The 22,962-nt window shown below is 61.0% G+C and carries 7 protein-coding genes; 4 read left to right on the top strand and 3 right to left on the bottom strand.

The window, feature by feature from the left end; genetic code table 11:
* Window positions 1-18: 18 nt before the first annotated feature.
* From proA to ABIC21_RS07950, 3 genes are all read right to left on the bottom strand, one after another.
* Window positions 19-6,435 carry an anti-phage protein ProA gene (proA, locus tag ABIC21_RS07960; protein WP_354349861.1) on the bottom strand — a complete coding sequence of 2,139 codons (6,417 nt, stop codon included), beginning with the start codon at window positions 6,433-6,435 and terminating at the stop codon, window positions 19-21.
* A gap of 131 nt (window positions 6,436-6,566) precedes the next feature.
* Window positions 6,567-8,297: a hypothetical protein gene (locus tag ABIC21_RS07955; protein WP_354349860.1), complete on the bottom strand. Its 1,731-nt coding sequence runs from the start codon at window positions 8,295-8,297 to the stop codon at window positions 6,567-6,569.
* A gap of 10 nt (window positions 8,298-8,307) precedes the next feature.
* On the bottom strand, window positions 8,308-10,659 hold the full coding sequence (locus tag ABIC21_RS07950; RefSeq protein ID WP_354349859.1) for a HelD family protein: 2,352 nt from the start codon (window positions 10,657-10,659) through the stop codon (window positions 8,308-8,310).
* 756 nt (window positions 10,660-11,415) lie between these two features.
* On the opposite strand from ABIC21_RS07950, the gene ABIC21_RS07945 reads away from it, so the two are divergent.
* From ABIC21_RS07945 to ABIC21_RS07930, 4 genes are all read left to right on the top strand, one after another.
* On the top strand, window positions 11,416-14,841 hold the full coding sequence (locus tag ABIC21_RS07945; RefSeq protein ID WP_354349858.1) for a helicase-related protein: 3,426 nt from the start codon (window positions 11,416-11,418) through the stop codon (window positions 14,839-14,841).
* Between the two features lie 126 nt (window positions 14,842-14,967).
* Window positions 14,968-17,733, top strand: a complete 2,766-nt coding sequence (locus ABIC21_RS07940) for a DUF1156 domain-containing protein (protein ID WP_354349857.1) — start codon at window positions 14,968-14,970, stop codon at window positions 17,731-17,733.
* A gap of 1 nt (window position 17,734) precedes the next feature.
* Window positions 17,735-19,588 carry a GmrSD restriction endonuclease domain-containing protein gene (locus tag ABIC21_RS07935; protein ID WP_354349856.1) on the top strand — a complete coding sequence of 618 codons (1,854 nt, stop codon included), beginning with the start codon at window positions 17,735-17,737 and terminating at the stop codon, window positions 19,586-19,588.
* Window position 19,589: 1 nt separating this feature from the next.
* Window positions 19,590-22,928 (top strand): DUF499 family protein, encoded by a 3,339-nt coding sequence (locus tag ABIC21_RS07930; protein ID WP_354349855.1) that lies wholly within the window; start codon window positions 19,590-19,592, stop codon window positions 22,926-22,928.
* Window positions 22,929-22,962: the final 34 nt, after the last annotated feature.

Below are 22,962 nucleotides of genomic sequence, written 5' to 3'. Positions count from 1 at the left end.
GTCAGCTGAAATAGCGTACTACCCGGTCAAGTGCACCACATCACCGCGCAGCTCAAGCCGCTCGGTGTCCACGCCATACTGGAGGCCTTCGTTGAGCCTCGCAGTGACACCTGCAGTCCGCCGCTTTCCGCCAAAGAGCCGGATTGTCTCCCGGTGCAGCTCGCTGACGGAGATTCCGCCGGACAGCCGGACGATGTCCACCATCGCGTTGCGAAGCTCCACCACGCTGATGTGTTCCGGCTTCCGATCGACCTCTTGCCGGTTAGTCCGGAACTCAGACCACTCCTCCCGGTCAACAGAAGCGTCCCAGATGAAGCCGTCGTCATCGCAGCGGTGCACTGACTTATCCAAGACATCCAGTACTGAATTCGCGCGTTGGGCGTTGACCTTGTTCAGGCTGAAGGCAGCGCAGGCGAGCTTGGCCAACCGCTCCTGATGGACAGGCCCCTCGGCCTCCACGATGGCGCGGATCGCTTCCCGGACGGAAGCCGCCGCCCTGCGCGACGGCAGACTGTCCAATACGTCAATGCTGCCAAACCGCCGGACTGTCCACGGCTTATACGCAGAGCGTTCCGGCTCGACGACGGCGGTCGCGATCTTCGAGCCCCCAACCGCGGAGGCCAGCAACGGCACAGGAGCAGCCGCAGAAACGTGGCCGAATACGCTGCCGGCCGTCGAGAAGGCCACAGGTGGCAGCCCGCTCGGAAGTTCACAGATGGAGCTGTCCAGAACTGGAGCAGCCAATCCCGAACCCGCCTCAGCGAACGCCACCTCCAGCTTGTCCAGGACGGCGTCGCTGTCGCTGATCCAAGCCGGCAGCCAGACCCGCTGGACGGACGGCCATCGCATCATCCGGGTAAGAACATCCCCCGGCAGGCCGTCCCGGTCCCCCGCAGTCCTTCGGGCGGCCCAAGCAGGGCTGTCCAGCAGGATGGCCATGGACGGACGGTCCGGAGCATCCAGCGAAGCCAGGCTGATGTCGACCTTGAAGTCGGACAACCCGACGTCGGTGGCGACGGCGTACCCGCGGTCCCGGAGCGCGTCGGCGATTTCCTCACGGTGAAGATCCACCGCGATGGTGCGGCGGCCGTCGTAGGGCAGCGCGCCGGTTCCGTGCTCCGCAAGATCCAGGTACGAGCGCAGGTGCTTGATTCCGACGGAGCTTGTTTCTTCGGCCCGCAGCTCAGAGGGGCTGAAGCTGGAGAACACGATCACCTGCCGCCGCGCACGAGTCACAGCCACATTCAGTCGCCGTTCGCCGCCTGCCCGGTTCAACGGGCCAAAGTTCAGGGGCAGGTAGCCCTTGTCGTTCTTGCTGAAGCCTGTTGAGAAGAGGATGACGTCCCGCTCATCGCCCTGGACGTTTTCGAGGTTCTTCACAAAGAGACCCTCGGGATCTTCGTCCAGCGCCTTGATGATGCGAGGGTCCTCGGTGTCTCGCAGGAGGCTTTCGATCAGGGCCCGCTGCTGCAGGTTGAACGTCACCACACCCACGGACGGGGACTCAGTGCCGCCGTCGAACCGCCGCCGCACTTCCGCCACCACGGCCTTCGCCTCGACCGGATTGGTCCGCAGCACCTTCGAAGTTCCCGACCGGTAGAACTGGCCGTCCACGCGCACAAAGTTCACGCCGTGACCGCGCGGTCCGGCGTCAGGGGCTCCATGAGAGGGCCCGGGGAAGGACGACAGCTTGGACTCGTAGTACTGCTGGTTGCTGAACGCGATGAGCGATTCGTCCTGGCTGCGGTAATGCCAGGACAGCCACTGCCGCGGCACGCGCGCCTCAACGCATTCGGACAAAATGGACTCCATGTCCTCGACGGCGGTGACTTCGCTCTCCACCTCGTCGAGGGAATCACTGGACGATTCCGCAAATGACGTCGGGGGCATCTGTTTGCTGTCTCCCACGACCACCACCGAGGCGCCGCGGCCCATGGCACCGACGGCGTCTGCCACCCGGATCTGTGAGGCCTCATCGAACACCACAATGTCGAAGAGGTCGGCTCGTGCCGGGAAGAAGCGAGCGACGGAGTCCGGGCTCACCAGCGTGCAGGGCATGATCTGGGTGATGAGGTCGGCGTAGCTTTCCATCAGCTTGCGCACGGTAAGGCCGCCGCGTTGCCTGGTCAGCTGTCGCTGCAGCTCTCCCATCCGGCCGGACGTCGACGACGTCGATACGCGCCGTGAGCTCACGACGCCGGCGGCAAGGTTGCGTTTGAGAAGCTCGCGCACCAGCGTGGCCCGGGTGCTGAACCGCTCGATTGTCCGTTCGTGGGCTTGGGCGTCGAAATCCTGCAGGCCGGTTGCCAGGCTACGTTCTGCCAGGGAGCTTTCGGCCAGTCCGCGTTCGAAAGCTGTGGCGGCGTCATCCGCGTCAAGTTCGCCGTCCAGAATTGCGGTACGAACTCCGTGTAAGCCCACGGCACGCAGAGGCTCCACATGGCGCAGCAATTCCAGCCACCGGCCCAGGGTGCGGGACCCTGTGGCGTCGAGACCGCGGGCGCCGCGTGTGCTGCCCCACGCGTTCAGGAAACCCCTGCTTCCCAGCCAGCGGATGAGCTCGGATTCGTCGACAACAGGGAGGCCCGTGAAGCCTTCCCACGCTGATGCGAGCTCGTACAGCCAGGCGATCACGTTCTCATGGACCGGCTGCCCGCCGTCGAGGAACGTACGCAGCGCAGCTTGGAAGGGGACTATGTTGTCGCCGGCATTGGGCTGGACGGCCTGCGCGGCCCAGCGCAGCCACCCGAGCCGGTGCTCCAGCGCTTGCTGGCCGGCCTCAGTCAACGGGTTCCAGCCCTGAGGGACCGCCATACCCGGAACGGCCTGAGCTTCGGCCTGAAGCCCTCGGATCTGCTGCTGCGCGGCAACCAGGTTCTGCAGCAGCTGCACCAGCTCTTTTGGCCGGACATTCGCTCCCGAGTGCACCACGGCGTCAAGTTCCGCGACTACGGCCAACATCCGCTTCTTGCGTCCAAAGAAACCGCTGGCCGCCGCTTGCTCTGCGCGTCCGAGGATTTCTTGGAGTGAGAGGTCCATGGCCTCAGGCCCGACCTTTTCCAGACCGGGGTGATTCACTGCTGCGAAGGCAGTGACCAGCTGTTCCAAGTGCTGCGCCCCAGCGGACCACTGTCCTGACCTCACGACGTCGAGGGTCTCGACCGGGACGCTGCGGTCCTCGAGGAGCGCAGCGAGGACGCGGAGTTCGGAGGGAGTGGTTGCGGACGACACCACGTCGGGCAGCCCCTCGACGGAACGGACGGAGTCCAGCGCGGCGTCGACGCGCTGTCCGGCGCCGATAAGTTGGTCTCCCACGCCAGCGCTGGCGGCGGAGTCGACGAACCGCCACGGGTGAGTCGTGGCGGGGCGCGCCCGGTCGGTGTGTTCGGGCAGCTCCCGAAGCACAGCGCGCACGGGTTCCAGGACGGTCTCATTCGCGGAAGCCGTGAATTCCACACTCAGCGGGAGTGCGGAGTCGTCTGGATCGAACGTCAAGGCTTTGGTCCGCGCACTGTAGAGGGATAGCTGGGCGCCGTTTTCCTCGTGCAGACGGCCGGCATAGCGGATGAGGCCGCGACGCGCGGAGGCGAGGTCAGTCGAAGCGGTGTCCAGCTGCTGGGCGTCGGAATCCAGACGCAGTTCCAGCGCATGCTTGATCTGGGCGCGGACGGCGGCTGGTTTACTCCCCTTGTCGTGAAGGTCGAGAGAGAACGGGCCCATGCCCACCTCTTCGAGGCGCTTCTGCACAACGTCCAGGGCGGCGCGCTTCTCGGCGACGAACAGGACACGCTTACCTTCCACGATCGCGCGGGTGAGCAGGTTGGTGATGGTCTGGGACTTTCCCGTGCCGGGAGGTCCTTCGAGGACGAAGGTCTGGCCAGCAACTGCTGAGGCGATGGCCTGCAGCTGCGACGAGTCGGCCGGAATGGGACACAGTGCGGACAGGGCGTCGAGGTCAGTCTCGTCCGCATTCATCATCGGATCGTGGAAGAGCTCCGTAGGGCTGCTGATGAGGTGGTCAACGAGACCGTTCTTCGCGAACTGCTCCCAGCTCTCGTCCAGGTCCTTCCAGAGCCGGAATTTCGCGAACTGCAGCATGGACAGGTCCACGGTGTTCTCCACCCGGAAGGCCAGTCCCTTGGCAGAGACAGCTTCCCTGACTGCGTTGAAAGCAGCGTCCAGGTCGATGCCAGATCCGTCTTCGGCAGGTTCGGCCAGACCGGGAATCCGGAGCCCGTGGGTCTGGGCAAGCTTCTCCAGCAGGCAGTAGTTCGGCGTTGACTGCCCGGCCTCGTCCAGCGTGACCCGGTACAGCCCATTCTTTCCAGCCGAGGTGAGGTTAACAGGGACGAGCACTAGCGGCGAGCGGAGTGCACGTCCATCGAGTTCCCAGAGAAGGCTGCCGAGAGCCAGATAAAGGTTGTTGGCGCCCGTTTCTTCTGTCTGGGTCTTTGCCTTGTACGCCAGTCCGCGCATTTTGGAGTTGTAGGCCTCCTCGGTCACCTCCGCGAAGACGGTCTTCTTCGAGCTGAGCATGCTGATGAGTTCGTCCTGCGGAAGGTCCCGGCCGAAGCGGATGCCGCGTTCCTGGTGGACCGCGCTGATCTGATTGGACGGAATCAGGCCGATGGGGGTGCCATTGCTGACGAAATCTTCGAACGCGCCAATCCACGTGCTGGGAACCGCGAGGGGGAACCGTGCCGTGTCCGTGAAGTTGATCAGCCTGTTTCTGAGGCTGAGGTCAAGCAGCGCGTTCTTCCACTGGGTGACGCGCGGCGGAACATCTGACGCGGTCCCATCGTGCCTGGGAATTGTGCCGTTCTTCTCAGGTACGACGGGGTCAATTTTGGCCTGCGGAACGTAGTTGTTGACGACCAGCTCTCCGGAACCAGCAGTCGTCCGTGCGGGCAGAGGGTAGATTCCATCAAGGCGGGCGCGGCGGATGTCAGTGACTGCCAGGATTTCATCGTGCCCCCTCTCGATGTACTTCGATTCCGGGCTACTCCTGAGCGTGGGCATCGTGATCGTCTGGCTGCCGGTCAGCAGGGTGGTTTCAATAAGGCCGATGTAACCACGCTGGACAAGGCTGACGAGTTCGGCGACGTCGTCGGAAGCCGCGGTGGGAAGCGCCATTTCCTCCCTCCAGTACCCGAGGAAGGCGTGCCCGTCCACTAGCCACAGGAGTGGTGCAATTCCGCAGAACTCCAGCGCGGCCGCCAGGACGATGGTCGTATCGAGGCACGTGCCTAGGCGGTCTTCCAGCACCTGGGCGGGAGTCCGGACCTGTTGGCCCTGGAGGCCCCAACTGGCGGGCGGCATACTGTACCGAATGTCGCGCTTGCTGGCTGCTTGGGCGAGCGCAAAGACGATTTCGTCCACCCGCTCGGCACCGTCCGTGTAACCGTCCAGACTGCTGCTTCCAGTGGTGCTTGCCAGTAGGTCGGCCGCTTCGGAGACCAGCTTGGCGATTGCCGGGTGATGCGGCTGAACGAAGGCGGCGAGGAATTCGTAGGAGACGAGACCTCTGCCAGCGATCCACAGCTGCGCCGGGAGGAGTTGAAGACGCGCTTCGGCCTTGCCGAGTTCCGTCGCCGCTGAGCTGGCCGCACCGGACTCGACGGTGACGACTACCCGGCCCGGCTGCTTGTCGGACAGCTCATACATCGTGGTGGCGGAGATTTGCACTTCGATGTCGTCTAAGACGATCGCCTGCCCAGCCGCCAGGTCGACATACTGCTGGAAGTCCTCTGAGATCCTGCCGGTGCTGGCAAAGACCTCCACGCGGACCACAGCGCCGCGGATCTCCGTGCCCGGGTTCGTGATCTTGACCTGACGCACGAACTTGAAGCCGTTGTGCACCATGGCATAACTGAGCGACTCGGCTGCGGTAATCTCCACGCTGACGGGATGCTGCTTCATCGAGTGCTCGAGCGGCTGTGGATCTGGTTTCTCTCCTGCCTCGCTCCCGACGCCGGTCTCGGAAGTTTCGCTGGCGCGTTCCGAGGTCTCGCGCAACTTGTATTCATCGAGCAGGGCGCTGAGCACCTGCACCGCGCCGTCCAATCCCAGGTGCATGGCGAGCCGGCCAGCTGTATCCAGCGCGCGGTAAGTGTCAGCGTCGTCGAAGGTCTCATTATGGGCCCAGAGATTGCGGGTCTGACGAAGCTCGGAAGTGTAGCTACGGTCATCGTGGCCAAGTTTGAAGGGGTACCCGAGCGACCCCAGAGACTCAGTCATGACGCGGAGCTGCACACTCAGATCCGTGGGCGAGTAGGTCATCGGCGGTCTGCCGGCGCTGGCGTCCTTGTGCTCCAGGAGCTTGGGCCAGGAAATGCCAGGCGCAACACCCTCCAGAACTGAGACTATGTAGGAACCAAGGCTGGCTGCCAAGGTATCCAGAGCACGGCCAACGTACTCGCGGTTGGAAAGCCCCATCGTGTTCCCCCATCTGCGGCACATGTGCCGACCATTAGCTCAGTTCAGAGTAATGCCATTCAACGCAACTCCCGATGTGAACGACCCAGCATGCCGACGATTGGTGCTCTCAATTGCCAGACCCATCTCCGTTAGTACCTCGCTGTCTGCAAATGTTCTCCGAGGTAGCCGATATAAACACGCCCGTCGGCGGCAACATTGTCGTAGATGTACATCCGCGGAGCTCCGGCTCGCCCATTCAAGAGGGCGACATGAGCAGTCATCGCCAACTGTCCACTCGGATGCACCCCAGACGGAACGGAAACGGTTCTCTGGGCGATCATCCTTGGATTGCTCTGCACCGTCTCGCTCTCAGTCGGGCGGAAACCCAAGAGCCTGCACCGCCCGTTGTGACCGCCATCGTTGACGTAGCTATAAATACCCCCGCCATCCCAGCTGCCATCTGACGTCAGCAGTGCGTAGTCCTGCAGCGAGGCGAGGGCGTCCCAAGCTTTGTGCACGGCAACGGTCATATTGGGGTGGTCGTCCAGAGCTCGGGCGCTTTCAGGGTCGCCGACAAAGGAGAGTCGGTCGAACTCGTTGATGCGGTCGATGAGGTCATCAAAGCTCTCCGGGTAGACGGTTTTCTCATCGGCTGCCAGCGGCGCATAGGCCTCGGCAATAGCTTTGAGGCCAATAAGCCTGCGGCGAAGGGCCTCCACGGTGTCTTGCGATTCGTCAGCGCGGCCGGCGACTTCTGCCGTTTCTAATTCCATGATCTCGATGGTCTCTTTGAGGTCATCTACATGGATCATGAGGCTAATGGCCTGCTCAAGGGCATCCAACGCGTCTTGTTTCTGGCGTTCCAGCTCCGCAGACAAGAGTTCATTCAGCTTCAAGACGCGGTCGAAGTCGCGCTCGTCCACGGCTGTAGCCGTCTCAACCTGCAGGTCTTCAATTGTCTGCATCGGCTGGTAGCGCTGGCTCCGCAGCAACCCGTAGTCGACATCTCGCAGGATTGGAGGCAAGCGAAGCTCGGCAAGCCTCCGGACCTCCGCGCTCCGCAGCATTCGAGCAATCTTCTTAAGGGGAGTTTCCCTGATCTTCCGTGCACTCAAGACGCGGTGTCGGAATGCATCGGCTGGCAGGCCAAGCTTTGCCCCAGGCTGAAGTGTCCGGAGACTGCCCGGACTGATGGACAGGGCCGCGCCTACGAGTGCATTGAACTCGGCGAGCCGCTCAGGATCAACGACGTATGCCGTAGCCATACCTTCGATGCCTCGAGTCATGTCGGCGACTATCCCGACCCACTGATCGGTGGCAAGCCCTTGCGGCGGTGAAGACACCAGGCACGAGCCAATCCTTTGGTTATCGGCGAGGACTCCGGTCAGCTCTTGGACATGATTCGACGTTCGAATGACGAGGGGATCCGAAAAAGGATGGGCCTCGCCATCGTTGGTCTCGAAAGCTGCGATTAGCGCTTTCATGACGCGGGGCGTCCCGGATTCTTGAGCTTCGGAGATCTCCTCGCCAAACCTGTTGGTGTAGCGAAGCATAGGCGCGTCTATATCCACCCAGATGCGCGCTTGATCCTGCCCTTGAACGACGGTGATCGAAGTTACGGCAATCCGCTCAGGCCGGCGAACTCCCGTAAACCAGTTGGGTTCGTCCCAGTGTTCTCGCAGCTGCCAACGCCGGCTTGCTACGACGGAATTGGACCAATCAATCCGCGAGACTTCCTGGCCCTCATTCATCGATGTTCCAGCCTGCAGGGGATGCAAGAGCTGCTTGCTCTCGAGCCAGGCGGCTACGACGCTGTCAACGTCCTCAATTAGGGACGACGACGGCGACACGCTCAGAATTGAACGATAGGAGATTGGCATCTTTTATTCCTCAGCTAGCGGTGGGGGTCGAACCGGCAACCTGAGCGGAGGCGCCATCATAGTGCGGGCTTCCTGTGGTCAGTTCTCTGGACTCTCGGAGAATCAGCTCCACCATTTCAGGCTGATAAATTGACGCGAGGAAGCCGACGATCGTCCTGGCCGACTCCTTAACTTCTTGCGCTTTGTACTGCTGCAGAAGAAGAGCCAGCACATTCGTTCCATTAGCCTTCACTTCTGGCTGCCGAAGCTGATGGTCGACAGTGGACCGCTCCGGGGCGCCGGTTTGCTCTGGCACCCGCGGCTCTGTGGGCTGTTTCGGGATCGTGGTCTCATCAGGGCCACCGAGCAGCTCTGGAAGGGTTCCGACCGGGTAAATCACGTCAAGTCGCGTTGTTGTTCGGGTTAACGCGATATACAGAAGACGCTCCCCCAAAGGCATTGCAAGAATTGCTGCCGGGTCGACCACCACAACCACGTCGAATTCCAGGCCTTTACAGTCTTGAGGCGTAACCAGGTTGATGTTGTGACTCAGCTCCCCGTCAAGCGACTCCCGCCACTGCATGTCCTCCGCCTTGAACTGCTGGCGCAGCTGAGGCCAAAGCTCCTCCGGGGCCACGACGCCCACGAAGCGCCCCTTTCCACTATGGTGACTTGCGACGGCGGCAACTTCCACCGCGACGCCATCCAGGCGACATCCTGAAAAGACTGGCTCGACGTCCGCCCGACGCACGATTCGGGGGGCGTTGATCGCCGGCGCCGCGACGGCCAGAACCGGGCGTGCGACGTCAAAGACCTCCTTCGGAACGCGGTAGCCTTCCTGCAATTCTTCGATCCTGTGGGGAAGCCTGGACCTCAGCTGCTGAAGCACTGTCTCCCAGGAGTCACGAGCATGCGGTCCAGTCGACTGGGCAATGTCGCCGACGACCGTCATCGAGCCATTGCGCGAGCGCCGCCTAACAGCCCGCAGCTGCATCTCAGAGAGATCCTGAGCCTCATCGATCACGATGTGGCCGAACATCGGAAGCTCGACACCGATGCTGTCCATGGCTTCATCGATGAGGGCGAGGTCAGCGAGAGTCCATTTCTCCTCCGAAAGTTTCTTCTTGGCCGCCCGGTGCAGTGCCTGGATCTCAGAGGGATTGAGGATTCCCTTGCCGGCCGCGGTCAGTTGGACAGCGCTTCCGAGCAGCTCCTGAATGAGCTGAGGGCCAGTAGTGGACGGCCAGAGTCGCTCCAACTCGGAGTCCAGGGATTGACGCGACAGTTGCACAGCCGTCGTCAGCCCGCCAAGCCCCTTGACGACTGCCGAGGACATCTCCTGAAGACGTTCACGCAACATCGCCCGGCCCGTGGCATATGGCTGGACCCGCAGCCGTGCGATCTCCGCCGCGACGCTTTGCGGCGAAAGTGTAACGACTGAGGCTGACAGCGTCCGGCGTAAACGGACGGACTCCCGCGGCAGGGTAATGCGGGCGTCGAGCGCCGCGGAAATAACGTCTGCCATACGACCGGAGCCCTTGAGGGTGGCCGCCTCCCGTGAATCGTGTCCGCCCGCCAACACGCCCGGCGCCAAAAAGTCATGGAGCGAGCGTTGCACAACGTCGTTGTCGCCGAGATCAGGCAAGACCTTCTTGATGTACCGGGTGAACGTCGGATTCGGCCCAATCACAAGGACATCGCTAGGAGCTAGCTGCCCTTGGTAGGTGTACAGCAGCCAAGAAATGCGGTGCAAGGCGACGGCTGTCTTGCCCGTTCCGGGCCCTCCCTGCACGATGAGGAGTTGATCCTTCTCGGCACGCACGATACGGTCCTGCGCCGCTTGAATGGTCTTGACGATGTCGGCCATCTCACCGTTTCTGGCGGCACCGAGTGCGGAGAGAAGACTGTCGTCAGTAGCCGCTGTTCCGCCGAGTTCACGGAAAGCCTCTGACAGCTCGGCAAATACGAAATCATCAAACTGAAGAATTGAGTTGCTGGAGCACTCGAACGTCCGCTTCCGCGCCAACCCCAACGTCTCTTCAGTGGAGGCCCGGTAGAACGGAACTGCTGCCTCGGACTTCCAGCTCACAACCAACAAGTCCTTGTGGTTATTCCAGATTGCGTGCCTGCCGATGTAGAGTTCCGTCCCGTTCTCGGGATCGATCCGGCCAATTGCCACGGACTTGGCCAAGCTGTCAGTCTGCGACTTCGCCTTGAAGTTGAGCCACGCTAGCTGCTCGACCTCGTTGGTGGGCACAAAGCCGTTTCTACTCTTTTCCGCAAAGGCGGCGACCCCGGCCTCTCGCGCCGCGTCGAAGTACTCCTGCTCAGCAGCCAGCTCTTCCTCGTACGCGAGGTTCCGGGCTTCGGTGTCTATGCTCAATTTCGCCCCTTGGATGAAGGCCCCCGTGGCCCTGCAATGTGAGAAATCTCAATGTAGCCTCTACCCACGACAAATATGGTCCTGGTTCCAAGTCCGTTACGCGTCAGGCACAGACACCGGGACCGGCAAAGCTTCCACTACCTTTGTTGCTATGCATTCTGAAGTTCCCGAGTCCCGTCCTGCCCTTCCCCAGACTCTCCTGGTCGTAGCCAGCAACCCCCCAACAACCAGTGGTCAGCGGACCCTAGCCCGCGCTGAACAAGCACGTCTGATCCTGGACTTCGATCACTATGAAATCGCCAACCTCTTCAGCTTGCCCACGTACCGAACCAGCGGAGTCGCTGAAGCAGGGACTTCCGCCGATGGCTGGCTAGAGGCTCGCGCGAACCTATCGCAAGCTATCGATAATGCGTCGGCGGTCCTTCTTGCTTACGGGATCAGCAAGCCTACGGGGGCGGCCGCCAAACACCATGTCGAGCAAGTGGAGTGGCTCGAGTCTGAGATCGGTAGACGAAGCCTTCCGGTGTGGTGGGTTGGCGGGGCCCCTCGCCACCCCTCGCGCTGGCAGCGTTACACCTACCGCGCCCATCCAGAGATTGCCTTCCCCGCGGCCTTGACCACAGCACTGGCAAGGCGGGAGTCCCTCGACGAGGCAATCACTCTTCGCTGAACGACGGCGGAGAAACGCCGCCGGGGAACGTACCTAGCCCTTCCATCCCCTATGGTAAGAGGGCTGAGATGGATATGAGGGGGAGCATGAAGCTCGAGGAGTTGTCGCCGGGAGCACACATAACGGGCGTCGTGCCGTCCGCTGCCGTGGGCGTGGTCGCGCTGCAATGGCACGGGGATATGGCCCTCGAGATCACCTACAAGACTCATGCCGGCGAGCTAGGGCAACGGGTGCTCTATCGCGCAGACGAGGCAGCCCTTGGAGTGGCCCGGAGTGGCAGCCGCCCGTTCGATGCCCCAGCGGCTGACTTCAAGCTGGCAGCCGAGGCTCAACGAATCAAGTTGGCGGGACTTTTCGACCCCATGCTCGCCGTGGCCACCAGCGATGTGCAGCCGCTGCCCCACCAGATCCGCGCCGTCTATGGTGAGCTTCTGCCCCGGACGCCCCTTCGGTTCCTCCTTGCGGACGACCCCGGAGCCGGCAAGACCATCATGGCCGGGCTCTACATAAAGGAACTCATCCTCCGGGATGACATCAAACGCTGCCTCATCGTGGCCCCCGGTGGCCTCGTGGAACAGTGGCAGGACGAACTTTTCTACAAGTTCGGTCTCCGCTTCGATCTACTCTCCGGGCCCCTGGCCGACGCGAGCCTCGGCCGCTCGGTTTTCGATGGCCACCCCCTAATGATCGCCCGCATGGACCAGCTGGCCCGGAGCGAGGACCTGCAAATCCAGCTGCAAGAATCAGAGTGGGACCTGGTCGTCGTCGACGAGGCGCATCGCATGGGCGCGCACTACTTCGGCGGCAAGCTCGAGAAGACCAAACGCTTCCAGCTGGGCGAACTACTCGGGAGTGTCACGCGCCATCTACTCCTGATGACAGCCACCCCGCACTCGGGCAAAGAGGAAGATTTCCAGCTATTCCTCACGCTGCTGGACCGCGACCGGTACGAGGGGAGGTTCCGGAAAGAAGTCCACGGGGCCGACACCTCAGGCATCATGCGACGCATGGTTAAAGAGGATCTGCTCACGTTCGAGGGCAAACCCCTCTTCCCCGAGCGCATCGCCGAGACAGTCCCTTACGAGCTGACCGCAATCGAACAGGACCTCTACGAACAGGTCACCACCTACGTCCGGGAAGGAATGAATCGGGCAGCAAACCTCGACGGCAAGCGCCGCAATACAGTCGGCTTCGCCCTCACAGTCCTGCAGCGCAGGTTGGCTTCCAGCCCAGAGGCTATCTATAGGTCTCTGGTCCGGCGCTCAGAACGCCTGGAGCGCCGCAAACAGGACATCCTCAATGGCGCCACTCGCGACGAAGACGTCCTTGTCCGCGATCTGAACGGGTTGTCGGACCCAGACGAGTACTCCGCCGGCGAGATTGAGGAGATCGAAGAGGAACTTGTCGATGCCGCCACTTCAGCCCGAACGGTGCAGGAACTCGAAGCCGAGCTTTTCGAGCTTGCTTCATTGGCCAAGGTGGCTCAGCAAGTTCGTAACCTCGGCACCGACCGGAAATGGGTACAGCTGCGGACCATCCTCGAGGATAACGCCCTTGTAGCGCGGGCCGACGGCAAGCCGCGCAAGCTCATCATCTTCACTGAGCATCGCGACACCCTGGACTACCTGAGCGCCCGAATCAGCAGCCTTCTTGGCAAGCCTCAGGCAGTGCTGGCAATCCACGGCGGCGTTCGGCGCAATGATCGGCGCCGAATCACCGAGGAATTCACCAAAAATCCGGATTGCCACGTACTGCTCGCGACTGACGCTGCGGGCGAAGGCCTGAACCTGCAAGTCGCTCATCTAATGGTCAATTACGACCTCCCCTGGAATCCGAACCGAATCGAGCAGCGCTTCGGCCGGATACACCGTATTGGCCAAACTGAGGTCTGCCGGCTATGGAACCTCGTCGCGAGCAACACTCGGGAAGGTGAGGTCTTTGGCCGGCTTCTCGAAAAGATTGAGGAGCAGCGCAAGGCATATGGTGGCAAAGTCTTCGACGTCTTGGGCTCCGCGTTCGAAGAAATACCGCTCCGCGATCTACTGATTGAAGCCATCCGCTACGGAGAGCAGCCCGAGGTCCGCGCCAGAATGCACCAAGTCATCGACGCGAGCGTGGCCGAAGGGCTCAAGGAACTTCTAGAGGAGCGGGCTCTCGTTAGCGATTCGCTGGCAGATGCGGACCTTGCCGAGCTTCGTCGACAGATGGACGAAGCCCGGGCAAGGCGCCTGCAGCCTCACTACATCGAGAGTGCCTTCCGGACAGCCTTCGCGCGGCTCGGCGGAAGGATCTCAAAACGGGAGAAGGATCGTTTCGAGATTAGCAACGTGCCGGAACTGCTGCGCCACAGCAAGCACGGTCCCATTGCCACTCGGTACGAGCGCGTGACTTTCGCCCTCGATAGAATCCATCTAGATGGCGAGACCCCCGCCGACCTACTCGCTCCGGGTCATCCCCTCCACGACGCCGTGGCTGATGAGGTCATCGCCCGCTGGTCTTCTAGCTTGGCGCGGGGAACCGTTCTAGTTTCAGCAACTATCACCGAACCTCAAGTTCTAGTGGGGGTCATCCAAGAAGTCGTCGACGGCGCGAACGTTTCGGTGGCCCGGCGCTTCGGCTACGCCTACGTAGACCAATTGGGGTCTGTCAGCCCCGCGGGCCCAGCTCCCTACCTCGATTGCGTGGCAGCCCCGGATTCGGTCGCGACGGCAGACTCTCGCGGCTTACCTTGGCTTGCCGGTGCCGAGGCTAAGGCTACTAGCTGGATCATCGCCCATGAGCTGCCGGGCTATTTGGCCGAGGTACAGCCCCGTCGGGTTGCTGAGCTTGCCCGCACTCGGGCGCAGGTCAGGAGCCGTCTCGACACTGAGATCAACCGATTGTTCGCCGACTCAATCGTCGCTCAGGATCTGGAATCGCGAGGCCAAAAGCCGAAGGAGAGCTCGGACAGCCTCGGCCGAAAGGCAGCCGAACTCGATGCCCGCCTAAACGCTCGCCTGGCACAGCTGGACCAGCAGACGCATCTTTCGACCCGCCCCCCGCGCGTTCTGACGGCTGCCCTTGTCCTCCCTCTCGACTACGTCAAGGACGAGCTTCCTGAATCCTCTCCCGCTCACGCCGTCGAGACAAAAGCTGTGGAACGGCGAGGCGTCGACCTGGTCATGGCCTCCGAACGAGCCCTCGGACGCAACCCCATCGAGCAGGCCTTCAACAACCCTGGTTTCGATATCCTCTCCGAGGTTCCGGGAGGCGAACCGCTCCGCCTCGAGGTTAAGGCGAGAATCGACGGTTCCACCGACTATTTCGTGACCCACAATGAAGTCCTCACCGGCAAAAACGCTGTGCCGCGTTACCGATTGGCTCTAGTTCGCGTCGATCTCCGTGGCCCGGAATTCGATGAGGTTAGGTATCTCGGCAACCCCTTCGCCAACGTGGAACTGGGCGGCTTCGACGCTATGGGCGTTCGCGGTGACTGGGGCAAGTCATGGGCCAAGGGCAAGGTGCCCTTCTGATGCTGCTCCAGCGGGTCCTGCGGAAGCCTGTTTTCACTCTGCACCACTAGACTGTTCAAGCCAATCCAGATTCACGCCAATCGGGCGTACGGTCCCCGATTCACGTCTGTTCACGCAAGGATACGAATGTCTGTAGCACCAAAGCGCAAGCTCATCGAGGTTGCGCTGCCGCTCGAGGTGATCAACCGGGAGTCCGCCCGAGAGAAATCGATTCGTCACGGACACCCGTCGACCTTGCACCTCTGGTGGGCGCGCCGGCCGCTCGCAGCAGCACGCGCCGTCCTCTTCGCCCAGCTGGTCGACGACCCATCCTCTAACCCGGAGCAATTCCCCAGTGAACAAGCTCAGAAGGCTGAACGCGAGCGGCTGCACGGAATCATCGAACGCCTCGTGGTGTGGGAAAATCTTCACGATCAAAGCCTCATTAGTGAGGCGCGCGCTGAAATCCTAAAGTCAACGGGCGGAACTCCGCCCACGATCCTGGACCCCTTCGCCGGCGGAGGCACTATCCCGTTTGAGGCAAAGCGTCTGGGACTAGTTGCGTGGGCAAACGACCTCAACCCCCTTCCCGTTCTCATGAACGAGGTGCTTCTTCGACTTGTTGATCGTTTCCGGCTGGCCGCCCCCGTTGCTGGTGGGCTGGCAGAGAATCCTTCCGATGCAATGGCTCAGGACCTCGCGCACTACTCTCGAGTCCTGGAGGCTCGAGTGCAAGCCAGGCTGACGTCGTCCTATCCTCAGTCCGAGCTGAATGCAGTCCCACTGGTTTACTTCTGGGCCCGCACAGTTCAGTGCCCAAACCCAGCCTGTGAATGGGAAGTCCCGCTGGTGGGTTCCTGGACACTGGAGGGTAGGAAGGGGAGGCATGTCTATATGCGTCCCGCGCCGAACCCAATCTCAAAAACGTTTGATGTTGAAATCGTCGAAGGGGCTGAAAACGAACCGTCGGGCTCAATGAGTCGGATGTCCGGCACCTGTCCAGCGTGCGGGGGGTCCTTTGCAAACTCGTACGTGAAAACGGAAGCCTGCGCAGGCCGGCTGGGCACCCGCTTGCTAGCGCTGCAAGAAATGCACGGAAAATCGAGGCGGTTTCGAGCTGCGACGGATAACGATCGAGCTGTTGCTGACGTCGAAGTGCCGAGCGCCCCCTGGCTAAGTGCTGAGTTGTCCACGCACTCGCAATACATGGCGCCACCGAGGTATGGGATGACGCGTTTCGAACACCTCTTCCTGCCAAGGCAACTGCGGACATTGGTAACCTTCGTCGAGGAAATCGACAGACTATATGACGAACTTCGGGAGGAGGCTGCCGAGTTTGGCCTACCCTCGGACGACGTCTCATACGCGGCGGGCGGCTCCGGAGCGTCAGCTTACGCCGACGCACTAAAGATCCTGCTGTCCATAGGCTTGGCCCGTCTCGTCAACCGTCAGTCTTCGTTGTGCATATGGCACGCTACTCGCGGGACAGTCGAGCAAGTGTTCGCCCGCCAGGCCTACTCCATGACTTGGCTCTTTGCGGAGGCAAACCCATTTGGCGGCGCCTCCGGTAGCTACTCAGGCCAGATTGACTTTCTGCGAAAAGCAATTGCCGCTATCCCGGCCGGCGTCGGCCGAGTCACTCAATCGCCCGCTCAGACGCTGGATTTCTCTGCGGACGAGCTTGTTGTCTGCACCGACCCTCCTTACTACGACAACGTCCCATATGCAGACCTTTCCGACTTCTTTCTCGTGTGGCATCGCCGTGTTCTCGGCGATACACTCCCGGGCGTATTCCAGACGATGCTCTCGCCGAAATCCGAGGAGCTCGTCGCGGACCACGTGCGCCACGGGAGCAAGGCCATTGCCAGGAAGTTTTTCGAACAGGGGATGAGCGAGGTCTTCGAAAGAATTGCCGGGGCCCACAGCACCAATTTTCCGATGACCATCTTCTATGCCTTCAAACAGTCTGATCAGTCATCGAGCGGCACCGCTTCGACCGGCTGGGATGCCTTCCTGCAGGCGCTGGTTGACGAGGGATGGTCTATCGACGCGACTTGGCCCATGCGTACTGAACAAGCGGGTGGCTTGAGAGAGCTGGGACGCAATTCGCTCGCTTCCTCCGTCGTTATCTCTTGCAGACGCCAGGATCATGAAGCCTCCACAACGTCGCGTGCAGAATTTCTACGTGCACTTCGTAAAGAATTGCCGCATAACTTGCGGAACCTTCAGCAGAGCGCCATCGCGCCCGTCGACCTGCCACAGGCCGCCATCGGACCCGGGATGAGCACCTTCACAAGATACTCCCGAGTACTGGAAGCCGACGGGACATCGATGACTGTTCGTTCCGCCCTCGTCAGCATCAATTCTGTCCTCGACGAAGTGCTCAACGAGCAAGAAGGCGATTTCGACTCGACAACTCGCTTCGCGATCGCGTGGTATCGCCAACACGGTTACGTTCCGGGCAGATTCGGAGATGCAGACAGCCTCGCACGCGCCCGAAACACCTCCGTCGAGACGATGGCCCGAGAGGGGATCCTAACGAGTCTGGGGGGCAAGGTCGAGCTCCTGAAACCGACCAGCCTGGAGGGAGAATACGATGTCGTTAGCGATTCTCACACCGGCTGCTGGGAGGCCCTTCACCACCTCATTCGAGTGCTGGACGGTGAGGGAGTCGTCGCTGCTGGAGCTTTTCTGGCCTCCGCCCTGAGCCGCTCTGACAACGCGGTCGACGCTGACCTCCTCAAGGAGCTGGCATTCCTGCTCTATTCGGTGGCAGAGAAGAGCGGTTGGACAAAGGACGCGATTTCCTTCAATACTCTGGCAACATCGTGGCCCGAGATTGTCGAGGCTTCCCGCTCAGTCGCGGGGAATTCCACCCAGCAAGGCGCCTTCGACTTTGAGGAAGTGAGCTGAGATGGGCTTCCAAACACCGCTCTACGAGCTGTCCGAGTATCTCAAATGGACGACCACCGGGCATGTGCAGCTTCCAGACTTCCAACGTGGATACAAGTGGGACGACGAGAGAATTCGTCAGCTCCTTGTAACCATCCTCCGGGGTCATCCGCTCGGCGTCGTGATGATGCTCAAGACAGGAAATGACCAAATTCGTTTCAAGCCACGTCCCGTTGAAGGTGTCGCACTTCCTCCCGGCTCCGAGGCCGAGTTGCTGCTTCTGGACGGACAGCAGCGCCTCACGTCGCTTACCCAAGCCCTGACGGGGGCCGGGGTGGTCCACACGAAAGACAGCCGTGGGAAGCTGATGGACCGGCGTTATTACGTTCATATGGAGACCGCCCTCCTCGGGGAAGACTGGATGGACGAGGCCGTCGTGTCCGTCCCGGGCGATAGCGTGTTGCGCACCAATTTTGGCAAGGATATCGAGCTCGACCTGTCGACGCCTGAGCTTGAGCGTAAGCACGGCTACTTCCCGGCCAGGCTCCTGTTCGGCGGCGCTGAAATCGTAACGTGGCTTTTCGCTTGCGAGGACAAGGTTCAAGCAAGCCTTTTCCATGCAAACGTCATCCAGCCGTGCTCCACGTACAACATCCCGGCCATTGAGCTCGACAGAACTACCAGCAAAGCTGCTGTCGCCACCGTGTTCGAAAAGGTCAATACGGGAGGGTTACCCCTCAACGTCTTTGAGCTGCTCACCGCCACTTTCGCCGGAGACAAGGAGTACTTCGACGCCCACGGCACGGACTTTCGCCTCAATGACGATTGGCAAGCAACGCGCACCATGTTCGCGGCTCATCCGGTCCTAGCCAGCATCGAGAGCACGGACTTTCTCCAGACTGTGAGCCTGCTAGCGACTCTGCAACGAGCCAAAGCGGACTCTTCCGGGCGACCACCGGCGGTGTCTGCCCGGAAGGAAGACCTACTCAAACTCACGCTGGATGAGTACCTGGAGTGGGTTCAGCCGGTGCGTGATGCCTATTTCTGGTCGGCGACCTTCCTCGCTGATCACTACATCTTCGACGTCAAGTTCCTTCCCTATCCAAAGCAACTCGTTCCGCTCGCCGCTATCAAAGTTGTACTGGGGCCCGGAGCAGATCTTCACGGCGTGCGCGCCCGGCTGTCGCAATGGTTTTGGTGCGGAATTTTGGGCGAGCTTTATGGTTCGACAATCGAGACGCGCTTTGCACGCGACTTAGAGCAGGTACCTGATTGGGCAAAGGGGGTCGAGCAAGCGTGGCCGCGGACTCTGGCAGACAGCTCCTTCTCCGCCTCCCGCCTTCTGTCCCTCCGTACTCGCAACGCCGCCGCCTACAAAGGCATCTATGCCTTGGTTCTTGCTCAAGGTGCCCGAGATTGGATGTATGACAAGGCGCTGGACAAAGTTCAGTACGCAGCTTTGGCGATCGATATTCACCACATCTTCCCCTACCGTTGGTGCCTCGATAACGATGTCGACCCTTCGTTTCGGGAAAGCATCGTCAATAAGACGCCGCTTTCTGCCGAAACGAATCGAGCCATCGGGGGCGTGGCCCCATCGAGCTACCTTTCGAAGATTCAGAACAAAGCCGGTATCACCCCGTCTCAGCTCGATGCCCTGTTAGCCACGCATTTGGCGAACGGTTCCGGCCTCCGAGAGGATGACTTCGAAGGCTTCTTCAACGAGCGTCTTCGTGGGCTTGTCATCCTCATCGAACGCGCCACCGGCAAGCCGGTGCAGCAAGACCTGAACGAACGAAACGGCCGAGAGAGCCCCGAAATGTTTGACCCCGACGACCTCGCCGTCAAACCCGATTTTGAAGACCAGGAGTCTTAGCATGGCCCTTTCAAACCGAGACCGCATCGGCCAAATGTTCGAAGTTCTCGCGCCGGCACTGAACAGCTTTATCGGGAGCATTCTCGCTCCCCACCTGACAGACGGTGCCGACTGGACACAAGTTGTTGCCGCCCGTGATACCAAGAAAGGTATAGAAGGCAAAACCTACTCTGCGCTAGACCCTCAGGTACAGCTGAGAATGCTCACAGAGAACATCCCCCATCAGGTGAAGCCCGGGTGGTACCCGTTCGACGGCGAACTGAACCCGGTACACAAGAGCTATGCCAGCGAGCTCCGCGATGCCCGCGACACCTGGGCCCATAATGGTTCCTTCACTGACGATGACGCCTACCGCGTCCTTGACACTGCGGAGCGGCTCTTGGGAGCCATCAATGCGTCAGACACCGCGGATCAAGTCAGCAAGATCCGGCTCAATCTTCGTCGTGTAACTGCGGAAAAGGATGACAAGAAGACACTGAAGAAGGCCGTTGACAACCCCGAGTCTGCGGGATTGCTGCCTTGGCGCGAGGTGCTGCAGCCCCACGAAGACGTGGCCACCGGGAACTTCCAGGCAGCCGAATTCGCCGCCGATCTCTATAAGGTTGCCTCCGGCGCTGGGGCGGGCAAGGACTATGCCGACCCCGTCGAATTCTTCGCGCGCACGTACTTGACTGAGGGCCTTCGTGACCTTATTCACCGAGCGGTACGACGGCTGTCAGGAGACGATAACGCATCGCCGGTAATCAACCTGCAAACGAATTTCGGTGGTGGAAAAACCCACTCCATGTTGTCGCTTTGGCACGTCGCCGCCGGACTGCCCCTTGGTGCCTTCCCGCAGGACGTGCAGGAGCTGCTCTCGACCAGCGGCTATGACCAGCTGCCGCCCACGATCGGCCGCGTAGCGATCGTAGGCAACCACACTTCTCCGTCAGGATCTGTCAAAGCCGATGGAACCAAGGTCAACACATTGTGGGGCGAACTTGCATGGCAGCTCGGCGGGGCTGAAGCGTACGCAATTGTCGCTGAGGCCGATGAGAAGCGCACTCCCCCAGGCCATGCTTTGCACACCTTGCTGGCGGCTCACGCCCCAGCAGTAATCCTCATCGACGAATGGGTAGCATATGCTCGCAGCCTCGTCTCGAGAGAGGACCTCGCCGGAGGCACCTTCGACGATCAGTTCACCTTCGCGCAGTCACTCACGGAGGCTGTGAAGGGAACTTCGGGCGTTTTGCTCGCCATTTCTATTCCTGCCTCTGAGACTGGCGACGATTCCCAAGTTGTCGTGGGGAACGCCGAAGAGGTAGGCGGCGCGCACGGCCTAGAGGCGCTGAAACGGCTCCAGAATGTTGTCCGCCGCGTCGCTCACCAGTGGCGACCAGCGTCGTCGGAGGAGGCCTACCACATCGTCCGGCAGCGTCTCTTTGCGACGCCGGACGCAAAGGCCTTGGCCTCCATCGGCGCTACCGCCAAAGCGTTCGTCGAGCTGTATCGCAAGTACTCCGATGATTTCCCCCGAGACGCCAGGGATACCGCGTACGAGGAGCGAATAAAACGCACCTATCCGATCCACCCTGAGTTGTTTGACCGCTTGTACGAGGATTGGTCGAGTTTGGAGCGCTTCCAGCGAACCCGCGGCGTTCTTCGGCTCATGAACACCGTAATCCACGCCCTGTGGGTAGGTGAGGACCAGTCTCCCCTGATCATGCCAGGGTCGATTCCTATGAGCGCCTCTGCGGTGAACGCGGAGCTAACGCAATACTTGCAGGACTCTTGGAAGACGATTCTCGACGCCGACGTCGACGGCCCCAACTCCGAGCCTGCCAAGATCGATCAGGCAAAGCCGCTCTTCGGTCAGCGGTCCCTGACGAAGCGTCTCGCTCGAACGGTCTTCTTCGGAGCGGCTCCAACGATTGGCTCCGCTCACAAGGGCATTGAAGCTCAGCGCGTCTTCCTGGGCACCGCCGTGCCCGGGGACGTTCCCGGCAATTTCCACTCCGCACTGACTCAGCTCGGCGACCGGGCAACGTACTTCTATTCCGGTTCGGGGAAGTACTGGTACGACCTTCAGGCCAACATCTCCCGCCGCGCCAAGGACCAGGCCGACCGGCTCCACCGCGAAGATGTCTGGGCTGAAATCATCAAACGCCTCTCCAATCAAGGACGCACTCGGGGGGAGTTCGCCGGCGTGCATGTCTGCCCCGAAGATACGGGCGACATCCCGGACACGGATGAAGCGCGTCTTGTCATCCTGCATCCTCGGACTTCTCACAAGCGGAACGCCGCCGACTCAAGCGCGATTCTCTTCTCTCAGAAAGCCACCGAGAATCGGGGAACGGCTAACCGAGTCAACAGGAACATGGTGGTATTCCTCGCGGCAGACCAGGACCGGATGTCCGAGCTCGACACCGCCGTCCGTGACTACCTCGGTTGGTCGGACGTACTTTTGAAGCAAGACGAATTGGACCTGACGCAGAACCAGAAGAACCAAGCGATCGAGAAACAGCGGCAGGCCAACGAAACCGTCAATTCCCGGCTCCTTGGTACTTATCAGTGGGCCTTGGTTCCGGAGGGTCAGCCTGTGGCCATCAACGCCACCAAGGTTGAGGGCCAAGCAACGTCGTTGGCAGAACGAGTGTCGAAGAGACTCGGAAGCGACGGTGCCTTGACAACCCAACAAGCTGGGGCGGCTATTCGGCACGTGCTAAACACCTGGGCAAAGACGCTCTGGGAATCAGGAAGTATCACCGTTGGGGATCTTTGGAAACTGTATGCTGCCTACGCCTATATGCCTCGGCTGCGGGACCGTGCTGTACTCAATGCAGGGCTACGGGACACGCCCCTCCTCTGGGAGCAGGACGGGTTTGCTCTGGCCGAGGGGTACGACGAAACAGCGGGGCGCTTTCGTGGGCTCGTCCTGCCGGGCGACAAGACCAGCATCGCAATCACCGATGCGACACTTATCGTGCAGCCGGGAGTCGCAATCGCTCAACGCGCTGAGGAGACGAAGCCAGTTGATAACGATCCGCAGAAGCCCCCGCCCCCCAACCCGCCATACAAGCCTAGTCCCGGGGGCGGCGAGCCTAAGGTCCCATATTTGCCGCCAGCCAAGAGGCGCTTCTTCGGTTCGAAAGTTCTGAGTTCGGATCGCTACGCGATGGACTTCAAGAAGATCACCGACGAAGTTCTGTCTCACCTCGCATCGATGCCTGGAACAGAACTCACTGTCACCATCGAGATCGAGGCGACGCATACCGCCGGCTTCGATGAGAACAAGGTCCGAACAGTGTCGGAAAACGCCAACACCCTGAAGTTCGATCAGGCGGGGTTCGAGGAGCACTGAACGAACTGCCGGTTGACATTGCCAACATAGAACG

Source organism: Pseudarthrobacter sp. PvP090, assembly GCF_040547365.1.
Lineage (GTDB): Bacteria > Actinomycetota > Actinomycetes > Actinomycetales > Micrococcaceae > Arthrobacter.
The sequence above is the reverse complement of the archived record's forward strand: the minus strand, read 5'-3'. Positions and strand labels throughout refer to the sequence as shown.